Origin of the sequence: Paenibacillus ottowii, assembly GCF_006874425.1 — a bacterium.
In the GTDB taxonomy this organism is placed as follows: Bacteria; Bacillota; Bacilli; order Paenibacillales; family Paenibacillaceae; genus Paenibacillus; species Paenibacillus ottowii.
In genome coordinates this window covers 443,877-461,700 of record NZ_VIJZ01000003.1, presented here as the reverse complement: position 1 = coordinate 461,700, position 17,824 = coordinate 443,877, and the positions used below count along the sequence as shown (strand labels likewise).

Annotated in this window: 12 protein-coding genes; 6 read left to right on the top strand and 6 right to left on the bottom strand. The window is 46.7% G+C overall.

Going from position 1 to position 17,824, the window contains the following annotated elements; all coding sequences use genetic code 11:
- The first annotated feature begins 49 nt into the window (after nt 1-49).
- The gene (gene hmpA / locus FKV70_RS09055; RefSeq protein WP_142612615.1) at nt 50-1,279 is read left to right on the top strand and encodes an NO-inducible flavohemoprotein; all 1,230 of its coding nucleotides are present in this window, start codon (nt 50-52) and stop codon (nt 1,277-1,279) included.
- A gap of 122 nt (nt 1,280-1,401) precedes the next feature.
- Here hmpA and serS read toward each other — a convergent pair whose 3' ends face one another.
- Nucleotides 1,402-2,691 carry a serine--tRNA ligase gene (gene serS, locus FKV70_RS09050; protein WP_142612614.1) on the bottom strand — a complete coding sequence of 430 codons (1,290 nt, stop codon included), beginning with the start codon at nt 2,689-2,691 and terminating at the stop codon, nt 1,402-1,404.
- Nucleotides 2,692-3,268: 577 nt separating this feature from the next.
- Here serS and FKV70_RS09045 point away from each other — a divergent pair.
- The 4 genes from FKV70_RS09045 (at nt 3,269) to FKV70_RS09030 (ending at nt 10,695) form a co-directional block, all read left to right on the top strand.
- On the top strand, nt 3,269-5,821 hold the full coding sequence (locus FKV70_RS09045; protein ID WP_142612613.1) for a DUF2339 domain-containing protein: 2,553 nt from the start codon (nt 3,269-3,271) through the stop codon (nt 5,819-5,821).
- A 161-nt stretch (nt 5,822-5,982) separates the two neighbouring features.
- Nucleotides 5,983-7,332 carry a sodium-dependent transporter gene (locus tag FKV70_RS09040; protein ID WP_063207353.1) on the top strand — a complete coding sequence of 450 codons (1,350 nt, stop codon included), beginning with the start codon at nt 5,983-5,985 and terminating at the stop codon, nt 7,330-7,332.
- A gap of 271 nt (nt 7,333-7,603) precedes the next feature.
- Nucleotides 7,604-9,541, top strand: a complete 1,938-nt coding sequence (locus FKV70_RS09035) for an acyltransferase family protein (RefSeq protein WP_142612741.1) — start codon at nt 7,604-7,606, stop codon at nt 9,539-9,541.
- 197 nt (nt 9,542-9,738) lie between these two features.
- Nucleotides 9,739-10,695, top strand: coding sequence for a polysaccharide deacetylase family protein (locus tag FKV70_RS09030; protein ID WP_142612612.1), 957 nt, complete (start codon nt 9,739-9,741; stop codon nt 10,693-10,695).
- A 74-nt stretch (nt 10,696-10,769) separates the two neighbouring features.
- Here FKV70_RS09030 and FKV70_RS09025 read toward each other — a convergent pair whose 3' ends face one another.
- The 3 genes from FKV70_RS09025 to FKV70_RS09015 all read right to left on the bottom strand — a co-directional run bounded on the left by FKV70_RS09025 (nt 10,770) and on the right by FKV70_RS09015 (nt 14,940).
- On the bottom strand, nt 10,770-11,897 hold the full coding sequence (locus tag FKV70_RS09025; RefSeq protein WP_142612611.1) for a glycoside hydrolase family 88/105 protein: 1,128 nt from the start codon (nt 11,895-11,897) through the stop codon (nt 10,770-10,772).
- Between the two features lie 49 nt (nt 11,898-11,946).
- Complete coding sequence (locus FKV70_RS09020) at nt 11,947-13,479, bottom strand: MFS transporter (RefSeq protein ID WP_142612610.1); 1,533 nt, start codon at nt 13,477-13,479, stop codon at nt 11,947-11,949.
- 111 nt (nt 13,480-13,590) lie between these two features.
- Nucleotides 13,591-14,940, bottom strand: coding sequence for a right-handed parallel beta-helix repeat-containing protein (locus FKV70_RS09015; RefSeq protein ID WP_142612609.1), 1,350 nt, complete (start codon nt 14,938-14,940; stop codon nt 13,591-13,593).
- A gap of 331 nt (nt 14,941-15,271) precedes the next feature.
- Between FKV70_RS09015 and lepB the strand changes: the two genes are divergently transcribed.
- On the top strand, nt 15,272-15,892 hold the full coding sequence (gene lepB / locus FKV70_RS09010) for a signal peptidase I (protein ID WP_063207338.1): 621 nt from the start codon (nt 15,272-15,274) through the stop codon (nt 15,890-15,892).
- Between the two features lie 93 nt (nt 15,893-15,985).
- Here lepB and FKV70_RS09005 read toward each other — a convergent pair whose 3' ends face one another.
- Nucleotides 15,986-16,816, bottom strand: a complete 831-nt coding sequence (locus tag FKV70_RS09005) for a carbohydrate ABC transporter permease (protein WP_142612608.1) — start codon at nt 16,814-16,816, stop codon at nt 15,986-15,988.
- Nucleotides 16,816-17,712: a carbohydrate ABC transporter permease gene (locus tag FKV70_RS09000; protein ID WP_081276861.1), complete on the bottom strand. Its 897-nt coding sequence runs from the start codon at nt 17,710-17,712 to the stop codon at nt 16,816-16,818. The genes FKV70_RS09005 and FKV70_RS09000 overlap by 1 nt, the downstream gene beginning before the upstream one ends.
- Nucleotides 17,713-17,824: the final 112 nt, after the last annotated feature.

The window sequence follows — 17,824 nt, the reverse complement described above, 5'->3', positions numbered from 1 at the left end:
TGTAACACCTTTTGTTCATCATTATTTTGGAGAGAAGAGGGATACAACAATGCTAAGTGAGCAAACCATTGCAACGATCAAATCGACTGTACCTGTTTTGGAGGTACATGGGACTACAATTACCAAGCGGTTTTACCAGTTAATGTTTGAGGCTCATCCTGAGCTTCTCAATATATTCAATCACGCTAATCAAAAGCAAGGACGTCAACAGGGTGCGCTGGCCAATGCTGTATATGCGGCTGCACAGCACATTGACCGTCTGGAGGAAATCCTTCCAGTGGTTCGTCAGATTGCACATAAACATCGCAGTTTGGGAATTAAGCCAGAGCATTATCCGATCGTCGGAAAATATCTGCTCGCTGCGATCAAGGATGTGCTGGGGGATGCGGCAACAGATGAGATCATCAACGCATGGGCCGAGGCCTATGGTGTGATCGCGAGTGTGTTTATAGATGTGGAAGCGGAAATGTATAAGAAGGCTGAACAGCAGCAGGGAGGTTGGTCAGACTTTAAGAACTTTGTTGTACAAAAAAAGGTTAAGGAAAGCAACCAAATTACGTCCTTTTACCTGGTGCCGCAGGATGGACAGGTGCTGCCTGCATTCGAGCCTGGGCAATATATCAGCTTGAAGATGGAGATTCCGGGTGAACATAATACCCATATCCGTCAATATAGCCTTTCTAGTGCACCAGGACAACCTTACTACCGGATATCCGTAAAACGAGAGGATGCTGTAGGGTCTCGTCCAGCGGGCAAAGTATCTGTGTATCTGCATGAGCACGTGCAGGAAGGCGATGTACTATTAGTATCTGCACCGGCAGGTGATTTTACGCTGGATCGGACAGATCGCAGACCTGTTGTATTGATCAGCGGTGGAGTCGGGCTCACCCCGATGGTCAGCATGCTGGCTTCCCTGGTAGAGACTGCTCCGGATCGGCCGGTCACTTTTGTCCACGCAGCAGTCAGCGGAGATAACCATGCTCTGCGTAATGAGGTGGAAGAGCTAGTCGCTACACATGCACAGGCCGCAGTTCGGTGGTGCTACAGCAGACCAACGGAGCAGGATCGGCTAGCTCAGGCCTTTCATAAGGAAGGACATCTGGATCTGGCCTGGCTGCAATCCGTGGTACCGGAACGTAACGCTCAGTATTACTTCTGTGGTCCTCAGGGATTCATGCAGTCCGTATACGGGCTGTTGAAGGAGTGGAATATCCCTGTATCGGATATCCACTACGAATTTTTTGGCCCTGCAGCCGCATGGGAAGCAGATGCACAATAAAATATTTAAAAAGACGAAGGAAAGCTATCCTTCGTCTTTCTTTTTGCAATGATTACAATGGGAAATCCTATTCATTGGACGCTACTCACTAGCTACTAATTCTTCTTAGTGTACTCATGCTTTTATAAAGTAGGGGGACACAAAAATTCTATATGCTGCGGCATATACGGGCGTAAAGCTGTTGGAATACGGATCGAACCATCCTCTTGTTGGTGATGCTCCAGCAATGGGATCAAAATCCGGGGCGAAGCGACCGCTGTATTGTTGAGTGTGTAACAATATTGTAGCTTGCCGTCCGCATTACGATACCGGATGTTGGAACGACGCGCCTGAAAATCAAGCAGCTGGGACGACGAGTGCGTCTCTCCATAAGCTTGTCGGCTAGGCATCCATGTCTCAATGTCCACCTGCTTGTAGGTTTTCTGCGACATATCGCCTGTACAGACAGCCATCTTACGGTAAGGCAGCTCCAGCAGTTGAAGCAGATCTTCTGCATTATGCGTAATCTCCTGAAACATCTGCTCTGAAGCGTCTAGGCTTGCTTCGCAGATGATGACCTGCTCCACCTTGGCGAACTGGTGTACACGATACAGTCCGTGTACGTCCCTTCCGGCCGAGCCGACCTCGTTGCGGAAGCATATGGATACGGCTGCCAGTCGAATCGGGTCCGTAACGTCCACAGTTTCGCCACTGTAATACGCGACCAGCGGAACTTCCGAGGTGCCTACAAGCCATTGATCCTCTCCTGCGATGCGGTATGTCTGATCCAGCCCGAGCGGGAAAAAGCCCGTGCTGCGCATTGCCTCCGAGCGTACCATTAATGGAACGTCCAACAGCTGAAATCCTCGTTCGGTCAGCAGATCAACAGCAAGCTGCTGCACAGCCCGGTGCAAAGCGACCCCAGCTCCCGTCAGATAGTAGTTACGGGTACCGGCTGTTTTGACACCGCGAGGCACGTCGATCAGGTTGTGAAGCTGACCGAGCGTCATATGATCCTTGGGTTCAAATCCGAAGTCGGGTATCGTCCCGATCCGTTCCAGTTCTACATTATCTTGATCTGATTGGCCTCGCGGCGTATCTGGCGATACGATATTAGGCATCAGAAGCAAGAGCTGTTGAAACTGTTGCTCTACTTCCTGTTGCGGTGCCTCCAGAAGATCTAGCCGTCCGTTAATTTCCTTGACCTGACGCTTGGCCTCAACCGCCTGTTCATTTTTCCCGGTCTGAATTAGCGCCCCAATATCCTGACTACACTGATTGCGCGTCTGACGAAGCTGTTCCACTTCCTGAAGCAGCTGTTTTCTCCGATCATCCAGGGTCAACAGGTCCGCGACCGATACCTGTATTCCTTTGTCGTCTGCTGCTCTTTGAACCTGTTCTTGATGCTCTCTAATCCATTTGATATCTAACATGACACCGCACTCCCTTTCGGATAAAAATACAAAAAGCGCCTTCATCCACATGGGACGAGGAGCGCTTTGATCTCGCGGTGCCACCCAAATTGACCGGACAGCATGACAGATGTCATGACTCTCCAATCCACTTTGCTCCGCTTTAACGGGCGGGTCCGGTTTACTTAGGAATATATCGCCATTTCGTACACTAACGTATAATCCTTGGCGTAAACGCCTCCGAGTTGGATGCTCTTCACAGGCACAATATCGTTTGCTTTTTTGTTAGTATACGGATTTTTGGCAAGTTAATCAAGAGCGCGAGTCTGCAAACTGGATTACTTCCGCTTTTCAACATGATCCTTCCAATAAAAAATAAATACACACTGTAAATAATTTGGGTTTCATGTTTGCGAAGGGGAAAGGTAGGCTTTATTTCTTATGTATATCCATTCTACTTCATCTGCAATGATGGAACTGGAAGAATATTTAAGTAATTGCTTCAATTCAGCGTTCAAAATGGGCTATAGTCTCTATAATGCTATTTTAATTTCATGTAAAATGTAATGATTACCAAACGACAGCAATGGAGGAGAACATGGAGGATTTTAAAGATCGTTTACATACGATCCGCCAAGAACAGAACAAGCTGCTCAAGGAGTATCAAACATTAATTGCAGATTACGAAGCTTCAGATATCATTCTGGAGAGTGAGGTGCTGCGAAAAAAGTTCGAGGATTATCAGGCCCGCTGCGGTCAGCTGGAAGAGCGGGTACGACATATTGAGCAGGAAAATGGTAAACTGCGTACTGCGCTGACGGAGCAAATGCTGAGCGAAAAGGCGAATATGATTCGCATTTCGCGGGAAAAGCTGGAGACCTATTTTGCTTCTAGAACGATAGAAGGGGAAAATCGGCTGACATCCATTGAATATGGGGCTAAAAACCGGGTGGACCAGCTTATTCAGCAAACCACTCATGAGCTTAAAGAAGATCAGGACGAGATCGTCGCTAGACTGCGACTATTCTCAGAGGAGATTCGTGATCGGATCATGGAGCAGCGCAGGCGGTTCCAGGAGGCCGAGCACAAGTTGCTTCATCAGACGGCAAACGATTTCCAGCAGCTCGAAGAAGAAGAGATTAGCGAAGAAACAATGCAGAAGCGTATGAAGCAGAACCAGTTTGAAATGATGCTGGGATTGAACTGGATCAACAAGCTCGGGATTTTGCTCATTATCTTGGGTGTGGGGGCCGCTTTTAAATACTCATACTCGAACTGGTTTACCGGAAATATGAAGGGCGTAGCCTTCTTTTTGCTAGGAGCACTGATGCTGGGCGGCGGCGAGTGGTTGTATCGCAAGCAGAAGCAGACCTTTGCGCTCGGTATTTTGGGCGGCGGTATTTCTGTATTGTACGGGTCCATTTTTTATAGCTACTTTTTGCTAGAAATCATAGGAATGTATACAGGCATAGGCTTGTCCGTTCTCGTTACGGTCACTGCTGTGCTGTTGTCATTAAGATATGAATCTCGAACAATATGTTCTTTTGGTTTAGTAGGGGGCTATCTCCCGTTATTCTCCTATATGGCAGCAAACGGGCTGGAAGGAAACGCCGTGTACATCGCGATGGGCTATCTATTTCTGCTGAACTTGCTGATTCTACTCGTATCCTTCCGCAAACGGTGGGTCATCGTGCAATATATCAGCTTTCTGCTTAATACCCCATTAATGGTTGTTCTCGCATGGTTATCAGACAGCACCATAGCCAGCATGCTGTATGCAATCATTACATTTGCAATGTATCTCGGGATGACACTGTGGGTGCCGTTCCGATTCAAAACAAAACTATCCTGGCTGGATTTCTCCCTGCTGGCTCTGAATACAGTCGTGAGCTGTTCCGTTCTGTATTCTCTATTCGGCGATGCAGGTCTGGATGATTACAAAGGCTTGCTGGCACTCGTCTTTTGCCTGGTGTATGGGGGCTTGGGCCAATGGGTTCGTCGATATATTCCAGAGGAGAAACAAACCAAAGTTCTATTTTATGCGACTTCACTGACCTTTGCTATTCTCATGATTCCGTTCCAGTTTGGAGTCAGATGGTTGTCCATGGGCTGGTTAATCGAGGCAGTACTTCTCACATTATGTGGACATCGTTATCGCTTAAAAGAATTGGAACGTGCAGGCTGGGGTATTCTAGCACTGTGTCTGGGCGCATTCTTTTTCATCGATTTCCCTATATATCTCTTGTCAGGCTTTGAGACGGATTATTTTGGGCTCAAATATACGCTCATTACACTGGGAATGTTGATCGTTACTGTCTTCTATGCGATTGAATTTAGCCGGCCGAATGCTTTCAAAAACAATCGTTTGTACGAAATGCATATCATGCAAGGTTTTAAGTATGCAACTTTGGTGAATGTGTACTTCTACCTTTTGTATGAAGCTGCGCATTGGTATAACATCGTCGTATCCGATGAATTTGCACATTACACCTTGTACAAGGTATTGCTGTTCACCTGCGTATCACTGGTACTTGCTTATTTCCTGCCTAAAGTGAAGCTACTCTACGATCGGGTGATTAAATACTATAGTCTGGCGTTGTATGTCATAGGCTACGTGCTGGCACTGGTAGTTACCGTAACGATTCCTACCTTGCATGAAGATTACGCACAAAATACGACTGCGGATTATGTAGCATTGGTTGTACTAACAGCCTTTAATGCACTAGTATTCTTCAGCAGCAGGGATTTCCTAAACGCACTGATGACCCGGCACTATAGAAGTAATGAGATGTATCCGGTCATTATGGGTGTATATTTGCTGGGGATCATTACCGCCTTTCTCGGGGTTCAGTTCCATCTGGGAGACGCGGGCCTTGCGTTCAGTCTGGTGTATCTGCTGCTGGCTATTTTGTATATTGTATACGGCTTCCTCAAACGAGTGGTCTATATCCGCCGGTTTGGGTTGGGCTTGACCCTGCTATCGACGGGTAAGCTGCTTTTGTACGATCTACACCTGCTAACGTCGGGAAGTACAATTGTAGCCTATTTCTCCTTTGGGGTTGTATTGCTGGCCATTTCATATATTTACCAAAAGGTATCCAATCGTATGGGAGAGACCATTACAAAGAAGGATACGGAAGAAAAAATGTAGTTTTTTGTAGTATTGTGTAGATATCAAGCATTATGAAAATAAATCCGGAAATAGTGAAAATTTATGCATGACCTTGCATCCTACTTACGCTATAATGAGAAAAAATTATTTATGTACGCATGCTCAAGTTTATGCGTAAGTAGAGAGAATGAGGGGATACAATGAATTTGGGCAAGGGGCAGAATAACCTGTCTGATAAAAATGAACGCTTCTCGTCGGCTGGATTCATACTGGCAGCGATCGGGAGCGCGGCAGGGTTAGGTAACATCTGGAAGTTTCCGTATATTACCGGACAATATGGCGGAGCTGCGTTTTTCTTGTTGTTTATTGTCTGCCTGTTGCTTGTTGGTTTACCTGTACTTTTAGCAGAGCTTGCGCTTGGACGTGCAGGTCGAGGAAGTGCTGCCTCTGCAATGGTGAAAGTAGGCGGACATCCAATTTGGGGCAAGATGAGCATTATGTTTGTTATCGTGCCGTTTGTTATTTTGTCGTTTTATGCCATTGTAGGGGGATGGACACTGCATTATGCTGTAGAAGCATTTAGCGGAAGTCTGTTTTCAAATCATGATTTTGCTGGACAGTTCGCTTCTTTTTCATCTGGCTATGCACCGTTGGTGTGGTTGTTAATTGTTTTTGCATTTACAGCAGTCGTAGTTACCCTAGGGGTATCGAACGGAATTGAGAAGTTCAATAAAATTCTGATTCCTGCTAAGGTTATCCTGCTGCTCGTGTTGATGATTAACGCTCTCATGCTGCCAGGTTCTGGTGCGGGTGTATCCTTCTTTTTGAATCCCGACTTTTCTAAGCTGAGTATTGAGTCTGCATTGGTTGCTTTGGGACATGCTTTCTTCTCCCTCTCACTGGGGATGGGGATTATGGTCACATATGGTGCTTATGTGGATCGTCGACAATCGCTGGGTGGAGCCATGCTGGCAGTTGGTGGCGGGGATTTAATCTATGCGTTTATCGCAGGTATGATCATTTTCCCTACAACCTTCTCCTTTGGTATTAACCCTGCCCAAGGACCGTCTTTGGTCTTTATTGCTTTGCCGGCTGCGTTCTCTGCCATGCCTTTCGGAGCTTTCTTCGGTGGTTTGTTCTTCGTATTACTGGCAGTTGCAGCATTAGGATCGATGGTATCCCTGCTGGAGGTACCTGTGGCCTATGTTATGGAACGGTTCCGTTGGAGCCGGGTTCGCTCGGTTCTTATCGTTTCAATCCTGTGTCTGTTGCTGGGCGTTCCTTCTGCGTTGTCTATGGGGTTAGTTCCAGAGTTAAAGGTGGGGGGTAAATCCTTCTTTGACTTTGTTGACTTCACAGCATCCAACATTTTCTTGCCGCTCGGTGGCTTGCTGATTGTTATATTCACAGGGTACTATTGGAAAACCGCTGGCGAACATGCCAACCTCAAACCTCTCTGGTTCCGTGTATGGTTGTTCGGTCTTCGGTATGTTGCACCGATCCTGATGTTGTTGGTCTTCCTTCATACTTCAGGGATCATCAAATTTTAATAGATACGAACTTGAAAAGGTATTTTCTTCCTAAGGGAAGAGATGCCTTTTTTTGTATATCTATCAGTGGTTACCTAAGTGTGGAAAGGAATGATATAATAAAAACATTGTCATTAATTTTAACTTCAATGAAATCATTGCGATTATGAAGTTTTATATAATGAATGAAAAGGCTACAGGGCATCGACAGACGATGTGCAGGAGAGGGAAAGGGCAGAAGAGCATTGAAACAGACAGGAAGTTGGAATTTGCAAGAAGGACGGCGGCTGAAATGAAGTCTAATCGGTTGTCGCCACAACGTCGTTATATGCCAGGTTTGGATGGGTTAAGAGCGCTGGCGGTCATCGCAGTCATTGTGTATCATTTGAATCCGGATTGGTTGCCGGGTGGGTTGCTGGGTGTAGGCATATTTTTTACTTTGTCTGGATATCTGATCACAGATATTTTGGTCAGTCAGTGGGATACATATCATAGTTTTAAAATGAAAGATTTCTGGGTGCGTCGTGCCAGAAGGTTGCTGCCTGCCATGCTGACAGTTGTGGCTGCCATTGTCCTGTGCTCGTTGCTTTTCGATCCGTCACGGCTTACAGCCTTGCGCGGAGATGTACCTGCCGCATTGGTGTATATGAGCAATTGGTGGTTTATTTTCCACCAGGTTTCGTATTTTGAAAGTTTCGGCCCTCCTTCTCCGCTTGGACATCTGTGGTCGCTGGCAGTGGAGGAGCAGTTTTATATCCTGTGGCCATTACTGCTGGCGCTTGGGCTGAAGTACATGCCCAAGCGTATTGTACTGGCCGGATGGGTGACTTGTCTGGCGTTAATCTCGGCGCTCCTGATGGCCGTGATTTACGTACCAGGAAGTGATCCGAGCCGGGTATATTATGGCACCGATACACGCGGCTTCGCTCTGCTGATTGGTGCGGCACTGGCCTTAGTATGGCCAAGTGGCAAGCTGAAAGAGCATGCTTCTGCCAAGGCGCGCTTGCTTCTCGATGGCGTCGGTGCAGTTAGCTTACTGCTGCTGTGTCACTGGGCGTGGGCCTCGAATGAATACGACCCGTCTCTGTACCGTGGTGGCTTGCTGGGGATTGCAGTGGTCACTGCTATTGTGATCGCAGCATTGGCACACCCGGTGAGCCATCTCGGTCGTCTGCTTGGACGCAAGCCGCTGCGCTGGATCGGGGCCCGTTCCTACGGACTGTATCTATGGCATGTTCCGGTTATCACGCTAACGACACCTCAGGTGGATACCGATGGTGTGCATGTGCTGCGTATCTTTTTACAATTGCTAGCTACCGTACTGCTGGCTTCTCTCTCGTATAAATATATGGAGGAACCGATTCGGCGCGAAGGATTCCGGCACTGGATGGCGGGAATTCGCTCAGCGGTTCGGCAACAAGCGCGGTGGAGATGGGTGCCTACAACGACAACAGCAATGCTGTGTATAGGAATTGGTGTAGGTACCGTTCACCTGTACGCGGCATCTCCTGATGCGACATTGCAGGCAGCAGCCAGTGATGAGAAGCCAATTGCCAAGGCAAAGGCGATGCCGCCGCTTCACGGAACGGTGTCCGTTGCTTCCAAGGAGCCTATAGCCACTACACCTCAAGGAGCTAAGGACAGTAAGCCTCCGTCCCAAGCCGAGATGCCTAAAAACACGGCAGTCAAGACTAGTACTACGGAGGCTGCTACGACACAGTCGAAGGAGTCCAAACCAGATACGCCTGTAACAGGGGATGGCTCAAGCGTGACCGCCATTGGAGACTCCGTTATGCTCGATGTACAGTCGTACATTCAGGAATACTTCCCGGGGGCTGTTGTGGATGGACGGATCGGCCGTCAAATGACGGAAGCACCTGCTGTGCTGGAGCAATTGAGACAGAACGGCCAGCTAGGCAAGACGGTGATTATTGAACTGGGCACGAACGGCGCTTTTACCAAAGACCAGTTATCTGATCTGCTCGCCAGCCTGAAGGATGCAAAGCGTATTATACTTGTGAATACCCGTGTGCCTAGGCCCTGGGAGAGCATTGTAAACAAGCATCTTGCCGAGGCTGCATCCCAAGATCCGCGAATTACAATGATTGACTGGTATACAGCAAGTTCCGGTAAAGACTCATATTTTGAGCATGATGGAGTACATTTAAAACCTAAGGGTGCGAAAGCCTATGCATCTTTGCTGGCTCAGGCCCTAACGAAGCAATCTTGATAAACCGCAATGATATTTATAAATTATGCTAATGCAAGATAAGAAACCACCGGGAGTAGGTTGTTCATCCCCTGGTTGAAGTGCATCCTTAAACTTTCATCGGCTAAACCTCAGAGTTTTTCCAATGCTCGTTCTAAGGTGCGCTTTCACCCTGCTCTGGTGGTTTTTCTTATTTTAGTGTGGAGGTACATAATCTAATGGAAAAGGGTTATTCACATAGCAGAACAAGAGAGCATCGCTTGAAGAGGAACAGAAGAAGGCTGATGCTGATTGCTATTGTATTATTTGTGGCAGGTTGTATTACTTTTATCGCGATAAAGGTTACGGATAGCAAATCACACGCACCGACACAGGAGCTTGCTAAAAAAACAGATGCTGTATCCAAGGACTCTTCCAATGCCAAAGCTGGCGTAGGGGCAAAGGATAAAGTGGTCCCTCCAAAAAATGATCCCGGTGTAGAAGATGGTGCCTTCGTCGAGAAATATTTAAAACAGCAAATGCTAGGACAGATGCCTGATGGAGCTGATGGTAAAAAAGTGGCCTACTTATCCTTTGATGACGGCCCATCCGTGACGGTCACACCTCAAATATTGGACATTCTGAAAAAGCAGAAGGTCAAGGCAACCTTTTTTATTGTAGGTAAAGAAGCCAATGAAAATGAGCATACCAGGAATCTTATCAAAAGAATTGTCAAAGAGGGTCATGCGATAGGAAACCATACGTACTCACATAATTACAAGTATTTATATCCGAACAGACGAGTAAACACGGATCATGTGATGCAGGAGATCGAGCGGAACAATCAGGTTCTAAAAAAAATACTAGGACCCGAATTCTCCACCAGAATGATCCGATTCCCCGGGGGACACATGACATGGAACAGAAGAGATCCACAGGGAATGGCTGCTCTGGATAAGATTTTACTTGAAAAGGATTATCATCAAGTAGATTGGAATGTATTAACGAAGGATGCAGAGGGAAGGTCCAAGAAGGCACCCGCACTAATCAACCAGTTTATGAGGTCAGTCAAAGGCCGGGAAAAAGCTATTATACTCATGCATGACACTTATGGTAAAGAAGAGACAGCCAAAGCATTGCCGCAAATTATAGAATATCTGAAGAAACAGGGATATGAATTTAAGGTTATGAAGTAGAATATATATGAGAAAAGGACGGGGGCACATCGCCACCGTCCTTTGTGCTATCTAAAGTATATAGTCCGCATCATTTAGATGCGTTCTGCTTCACCCATCGCCTGAATGAAGGCGCCAATCCCTTTGGGGTCATTAGTTATAATTGGCTCGCTAATATAATAAGCGAAGGTACCATCCCGGCGATCTTTACCCCCCAGACCGCTTACTTGCACTGTTTTGTTCAGATTCACCAGTCCTTCTTCAGTAATCGTGATAAATTCATCAATAATGCCTTTACGGATGATTTCTGCTTCTTGGCGATAATGCTCAGGCAGATAACCTTTGCGAACACCTTTAGCCATAGCGTACAGAATCATGCAGGAAGCAGATGCTTCCAGATAGTTGCCTTTCACATGGCCTAGGTTGAGCACCTGATAAAAGACGCCGCTTTCTTTATCACGCACCTTCAGCAAGGCCTCCAGTGTTTCGTTCAGCATATCGATCAAGACGGGACGATCTGCATGATCTTCCGGGATGTAGTCCAGCACGTCGACGAGTGCCATGACAAACCAGCCCATGGAGCGGCCCCAGAAATTTTTGGAACAGCCTGTTTCCGGGTTGCACCAATGCTGTTCCCGCTTCTCATCCCAAGCATGATAGAGCAGACCCGTTTCAGGATCACGTGTATGCTTGTAGCATAGCTTGAATTGCAGGGTCACATCGTCAAATTCTGACGGGTCTCCAAATTCGCGGATAAATTCAGCATAAAACGGGGCACCCATGTACAAGCCGTCAAGCCAAATTTGATACGGATAAATTTGTTTATGCCAGAATGCGCCCTCGCTGGTGCGAGGATGTTTTTCCAGCTGACTGCGTAATTGGAAGGCTGCCTTTTTATAACGTTCATCCTCTGTGGCACGATACAAAGAGAAGAGCAGCTTGCCGTTATTCACGTGGTCAATATTGTATTCATCTACTTTATAACGCTGAATCACGCCATTTTCATCCACAAAGTGATCCATATGTTTTTTAATATATTCCATATATTTGGGATCACCTGTCAGTTCGCCAACCCACTCCAGACCTCTGTAAATCACACCATGGTCATATTCCCATTTTTCAAAAAATTCAGGACTCCGCTTAAGCACGGACTCGCTCATACGTACAGCCCAGGAACCTGTTTTTGTAGGATTGGTTGTTGGTTGCGATGTTGAATTTGCCATGATACAGTCACCTCTTCAGTAAAGTTTAATCTGTAATTGTTATTGCTGTTTACATAGATGGAGTATGTGTCTTGGGATCAACGGGTTTGTTCTTGAAGCCCACGTTATTGTTGCCCCAGCACCGGTCGTAGCTGAAACCTGTCAGCTGTTCGAACACTTTGCGAGCTTCCGGCTTCGCTGATTTCATGGAGCCACCATTTTTGAGGCGGTCAATCTCCGCGATTAGCTTCTTGTGGCTGTCAATATCCAGCTTCATCACCACAGAAGCCATCATACCGATGATCGCGAGGGCGATTGTACCCACCACGAGTACATAAAAGATAGCGTGCTGAGCAGAGACTGGCTGACTTTCAGCTCCGGATACAAAGCCAAAGTGCTGCAACACCCAGCCGAGAATAAAGACGACTACGGCCCGTACCATTTTTCCGGCAAAAGTCATCATCCCCGCATAAATACCTTCCCGGCGACGACCAGTCAATGCTTCGTCCACATCGGCAAGGAACGTGTATTGGTTCCAAGGGATGTAGTAGACGCCACCTGTACCAAGCCCCATGAACAGGGTGATGACATATAGCCATATCATTGTATTAGAGGCTCCTGTGAGATAGAGCAGGCCATAACCGGCTACGCTAAAGCAAACGACGACAAGTGCGGCGATGAAAGGCATACGAAACCCTTTACGCACACAGAATTGGATAAAGAAATAGGTAGAGATCAATTGAATGACAGAGTTAAAGCTGTTCAGATTGGATACCATTTCAGAGCTTTGGAACAAGGAGAACACAATAAAGTACGTAAAAGCTGAAGTAAATAGCCACTCTGCCGAAAAGCCGCCCAGGTACATCCCGAGATGATGACGAAATGTCTTGACCCGGAAAGTAGAGGAAATGTCGACAAACAACTTTTTCATGGAATCTATAAAGGAAAGCGGAGCTTCACCTTCCAGTTCCTTTTGCAGTTCCTCGCTTGGTCGTTCCCAGGAGTTTTTGTACAAGAATGCCATGGCAATCAGTAGGATTGCTGCAAAAACGAGACCCGTATACAAGAACGGCAATGGAGAGTCTTTGCCGTAAGCAGCAATAAAGCGACCAGGGATAAAAGCAGCGGCAAAATTGGCAATTTTACCGAACATGGCCTTCCATCCAGTCAATCTGGAGCGTGCGCCGAAGTCTCGGGTCATCTCGGACGCTAGTGCTTCATACGGCACCATGACAGAGGTGTACACCAGTTCAAACAGCACGTACGTACTCAGGTAGTACCAGAAGCCCAGCCCATCTATCCAAAGCATCGGATACACGAGCATCAGCGGGATTCCCAACATGATGAAAAAACGGCGTCTGCCGAATTTACGGCCTAAGCGGGTTCGGTGAAAGTTATCGCTGATAAAGCCCATGATCGGATTGCTGACCGCATCTATGATGCTGGCAACAGAGAAGATGGCTGCGGCCTGAACAGGAGATAGTCCGCAGAAGGTTGTATAAAAGTACATTAACCATGCACCACTAATAGCAAGTGCACCACTTCCCAGCATGTTACCGCTTCCATAGGCAAGTGTATGTTTCAGTGTGATTTTCCGTTCCATGATCCGTTCACCTCATATTTTGTCTGGTTATGAGGACAATCACCGGTCGCTATATTATGCAGAATGGTCTAGGTTGGTAGATGGGCCAGGCGTCCTGATGAGTTGGAGCTATTACCGCGCCCCTATATTTCCGCTCGGAGTACCCGAACCAATCAGATCGCTTCCTTTGGCCAGCTTAAGGAAATCACCAAGCTGGATGGAACCGTCTGTATTTCGAGTAATGGAAGGTACGAGACTCACAAAGTCATCTGCACTGGCTGCGAGGCCTTTGGCATTCGTCGATTTTTTGTTTTTCCACCAGACGTTGGAGTTATCCTGATCTGTACCACTTGTTTTGTCACTTGCTGTTCCCTCGAAAGAGAGATTGTTAATGAACACGTGTTCACCCTTGTCAAAGGCGAAATTGCTTTGTCCATTGTCCCACGACGTATTATTGGTCAACGTAATTGTGCCAGGGTTGCTGTTGTAGGTGAATCCATGCTTTTTGTTTTGGAAAGCAATACTGTTTTTGACAATGTGGTTGACTTTGATCTTGTCTCCACCCAGCTTAAAGCCGTTGCCGTCACTGTTCGCAGTAGACGTTCCGTCAGAGGTTTGCCCGTTGTGATGGGCCACACTGTTCAAAATGGTTACGGCACCGATAGGTCCTGTTTCCGTTTTGCTGTACAGATCCCAGCCATCGTCTACGTTGTACGCTGCCAAGCAGTTATCGAACACGTTGCCTGGTCCTACAGTCAGTTTGGCTGCAAAGCCATCGGCATCCTCGCCATTATCAGGATCGGCGTTGTCGTGAGAGTAGGAATTCAAAATCAAATTGTTTGAAGGCCACTCATTGTTGGAGGCGTTAGGGGAGTAACGTCCAAGCTGGAGCCCGGTATCCCGATTGTGGTGAGTCTCGACGTTTTCAATCCGGTTATTGCTGCCGCCGATATAGATACCGTTATCTCCGGCACCTTTAACCTCAAGACCTTTGACAAGCCAGAAGTCTCCGTTAAGCTGAAGTCCCCGATTGGCTGAACCAAAGGCCTGAGCAGAGAAATCAAGTACGGGCTTTTCACTGCCGTAAGCGACTAACCCTTTGAGTGAGCCGTTACTGCCGTTATTTCCACGCTGAATTGTAATCGTTGAGGAGTAGGCGTAGTTACCACCACGCAGATAGATCGTTTTACCAGGGGCAATTTGTGTCAGTGCTGCTTCGAGGGTGGTAGGACTAGAAATGGTGCCTGGATTGGACACGTTACCATTTGGAGCCACATACAAATCACCTGCCGCTAACGTGGTAGAAACAGCTGCTGGATTGGTTGCACTGGCTGCCTCCTCTGTAAGTGTGGAAGAGGGAAGGTTATTGGATGGGACATCTGCGTAGGCGGTTCCAAGAAGGCAAGAAGAAGCAAAAACAAAAGAAACACCGAGTCTTAAAGCGTTAAATCCGTTTTTTGGACGATCATTCCGTTTAAACATGTAAATTCCTCCTTATTTGAGCTCATATTTTAAAAGAAGATAGCACATATAAAAGCGGCTCATGCTGTCATTCCATTAAAAGGCAGGACACCTCCCGAGGGAACAGATTGACCTATCATAAGTCCAAAACGCTCTAAGAAGTATATGCACAGTGTAATATATGTTAACGTTTGCATCAACAGTTTTTTATTGCTTTTTTGCTAATGTGAAAAAAAGTTCACACTTTTGTTTCAACTAAAAATATGGTTTCGCTAGACTGGCAAAATTTGATTATACTTAAACATAATACATATAATAGAAATAAAACCGTGAGAAAGGGTGGATTTAGTGCATGGAGAATGGGAAGCATTTGACGAATTCAGTTTCCGAAGCATTACACGAAAAGCAACCGCGAGTGAAACATGAGATGATGGATTGGCTCAAAGCAATTGTTGTAGCTATTGTGCTCGTGTTCATTATACGTTGGTTATTGTTTGCGCCGTTTATTGTCGAGGGAGCATCTATGGAACCGAACTTCAAGACAGATGAACGGGTGGTCGTGAATAAGATGATTTACGATTTTCGTGATCCCAAGCCAAGTGAGGTTGTGGTATTCCATGTGAGGAAGGAACAAAAAGACTTTATTAAGCGTGTTATTGGAGTGGCTGGAGATACCATTCAGTATCAAGGTGATCATCTTTATGTGAACGGTAAGAAAGTAGAGGAGCCATACATTCAAAAAGCTATCCAAGATGCTCATGCCAAGGGAGAATTATATAATAATGTGGACTTTCCCAATGGGACCATTACCGAATCTAAGGTTCCTGAGGGGTATATCTTTGTGATGGGTGACCACCGCAATAATAGTAGGGATAGCCGTGCTATTGGTTTTGTTTCCATCAAGGATATTGTTGGACGTGCGGATGTGGTTTTTTGGCCGATCGATAACGCCCAATGGGTTAAGCATAAATAGTGCCGTAATGCGAGCTTAGCATCACGAAGATAAGAGGACTTGCGTAAAGTTTACGCAAGTCTTCTTTGGGTCATCTGTAAGGGTGTAGTTGCCTCAGCCTTTGACGGCCCCGGCCACTACGCCTTTAACAATGTATTTTTGCAGAAAGATAAATACGATAATGGAGGGCAGCACAGCCATTACCATCGCGGTCATGGCATATTGCCAGTCAGATGTATACTGCCCGACGAAGGTATAGGCGGCCAGGGTAAGCGTTTTGGTGCTAGGTGAACCGTTGACCATGAGCAGCGGAAGCAGGAAATCGTTCCATATCCACATCACGTCGATAATAACAATGGTGGCGGTGACCGATTTCAACAACGGAAAGATGACGGAAAAGAAAAGCCGAAAGCCTGAGGCTCCGTCGATCTTGGCGCTTTCGTCAATCTCGACTGGAATGCCTTTCACGAAGCCGTGATAGATAAACACTGCCAGCGGGGCTCCGAAACCCCAGTACAGCAGGCCAAGTCCCCAAGTGCTGTCTGCCAAATTCAAGTCTTTTGCCAGTCGCAGGACGGTCAGCATAATAGACTGGAATGGAATCAGCATTGGCATGATGCACAGCATGTAAATGGCGGAGCTCCACTTGCTTTTCGTCCGTGCCAGCTTATAGGCAGCAATGGAGGATATCAGCACGATGCCTGCCAGCCCGAGCAAGGTAATGATCGTGTTATTCAGAAATAAGCGCGGATAGTCAATGAACTTCCATACGTATACATAGTTATCCAGCGAAAGCTGCTTGGGCAGTGCAATGACGTCGGTCATGACCTCAGCAAAGCTTTTGAACGAATTGTTAATGGCGAGAAACAGCGGGTACAAAAATAACAGTGATAATACAATCATGCCCGCTTCCAGCAAAATACGTGCCGTACGGCTGCGTTGCATCAGGCTTCAACCTCCCTGCGTTTGAAAATAGACAATTGAATAATCGTAATGACCAGCACTGCAACGAATAAGATCAGGGCTTTGGCTGTTCCGTAGCCATACAGATTGTTCTGGAACGTATCTCGGTAAATATCATACGCAATACTGTATGTCGTGCCTCCCGGCCCACCGCCAGTCAGAGATAAAATAACATCGAACACTTTGATCGAGTTGGTCAGTGCCATGAAGACCGAGATCGTAATCGAAGGTGCGAGCATCGGTAAAATAATACTGAAAAATCTCCGAATCGGCCCTGCTCCGTCCACGATGGCAGCCTCTTTTAGATCCTCAGGCACCGATTGCAAGCCTGCGATATAAATGACCATGTAAAAGCCAATAGATTGCCAAATGGATACCGCCAGAATGGAAATAAACGCGAGCCCTTCCTCGCCTAGCCAACTGAGCTGGAAGATACCCCAGCCTGTACTGTGTCCCAGTGACTCGAAGCCTTGCATAAAGATGAATTTCCATATAAAGCCGACAATGACGAGGCTGAGGATATAAGGAATAAAGAAAGCCGCGCGTAGCCAAGCCGAGCTTTTGAGCTTCATGTCGAGGACGAGCGCCAGCAAAATAGCCAGCACATTTACTAATACAATGTATAGAATGGCATATTTAACCGTAAACCAGGCTGCATGTGCAAAGTTAGCATCTCCGAGCAAGATTTGCTTGAAGTTATCCAGACCTACGAATTTCGGATGTTTGGATATGCCGTTCCACTTGGTCAGGGAATAGCGTATCGTCATCAAAAACGGAATATAAAATGCAATTGTAATGCACAAGATTACGGGCAGTGTGAATAAACCAAATTCTAGCTTACTGCCCTTGTCGCCTCGTGTTCCCCTTTTTCTCAGCATAACGCACCTCTTTTTCTCAGCATTTTCCGGTCTTTCGCTCCAGGCTGTTTAAGATATAATGAAAGTATAGGACAGCCCCTAGGGCCGGACCAATGGATTTAAGAAAACAGTT

Coding starts and splice junctions, on each gene's coding strand:
- hmpA (WP_142612615.1), top strand. CDS start 50: ATGCTAAGTGAGCAAACCATTGCAACGATCAAATCGACTGTACCTGTT.
- serS (WP_142612614.1), bottom strand. CDS start 2,691: ATGTTAGATATCAAATGGATTAGAGAGCATCAAGAACAGGTTCAAAGA.
- FKV70_RS09045 (WP_142612613.1), top strand. CDS start 3,269: ATGGAGGATTTTAAAGATCGTTTACATACGATCCGCCAAGAACAGAAC.
- FKV70_RS09040 (WP_063207353.1), top strand. CDS start 5,983: ATGAATTTGGGCAAGGGGCAGAATAACCTGTCTGATAAAAATGAACGC.
- FKV70_RS09035 (WP_142612741.1), top strand. CDS start 7,604: ATGAAGTCTAATCGGTTGTCGCCACAACGTCGTTATATGCCAGGTTTG.
- FKV70_RS09030 (WP_142612612.1), top strand. CDS start 9,739: ATGGAAAAGGGTTATTCACATAGCAGAACAAGAGAGCATCGCTTGAAG.
- FKV70_RS09025 (WP_142612611.1), bottom strand. CDS start 11,897: ATGGCAAATTCAACATCGCAACCAACAACCAATCCTACAAAAACAGGT.
- FKV70_RS09020 (WP_142612610.1), bottom strand. CDS start 13,479: ATGGAACGGAAAATCACACTGAAACATACACTTGCCTATGGAAGCGGT.
- FKV70_RS09015 (WP_142612609.1), bottom strand. CDS start 14,940: ATGTTTAAACGGAATGATCGTCCAAAAAACGGATTTAACGCTTTAAGA.
- lepB (WP_063207338.1), top strand. CDS start 15,272: ATGGAGAATGGGAAGCATTTGACGAATTCAGTTTCCGAAGCATTACAC.
- FKV70_RS09005 (WP_142612608.1), bottom strand. CDS start 16,816: ATGCAACGCAGCCGTACGGCACGTATTTTGCTGGAAGCGGGCATGATT.
- FKV70_RS09000 (WP_081276861.1), bottom strand. CDS start 17,712: ATGCTGAGAAAAAGGGGAACACGAGGCGACAAGGGCAGTAAGCTAGAA.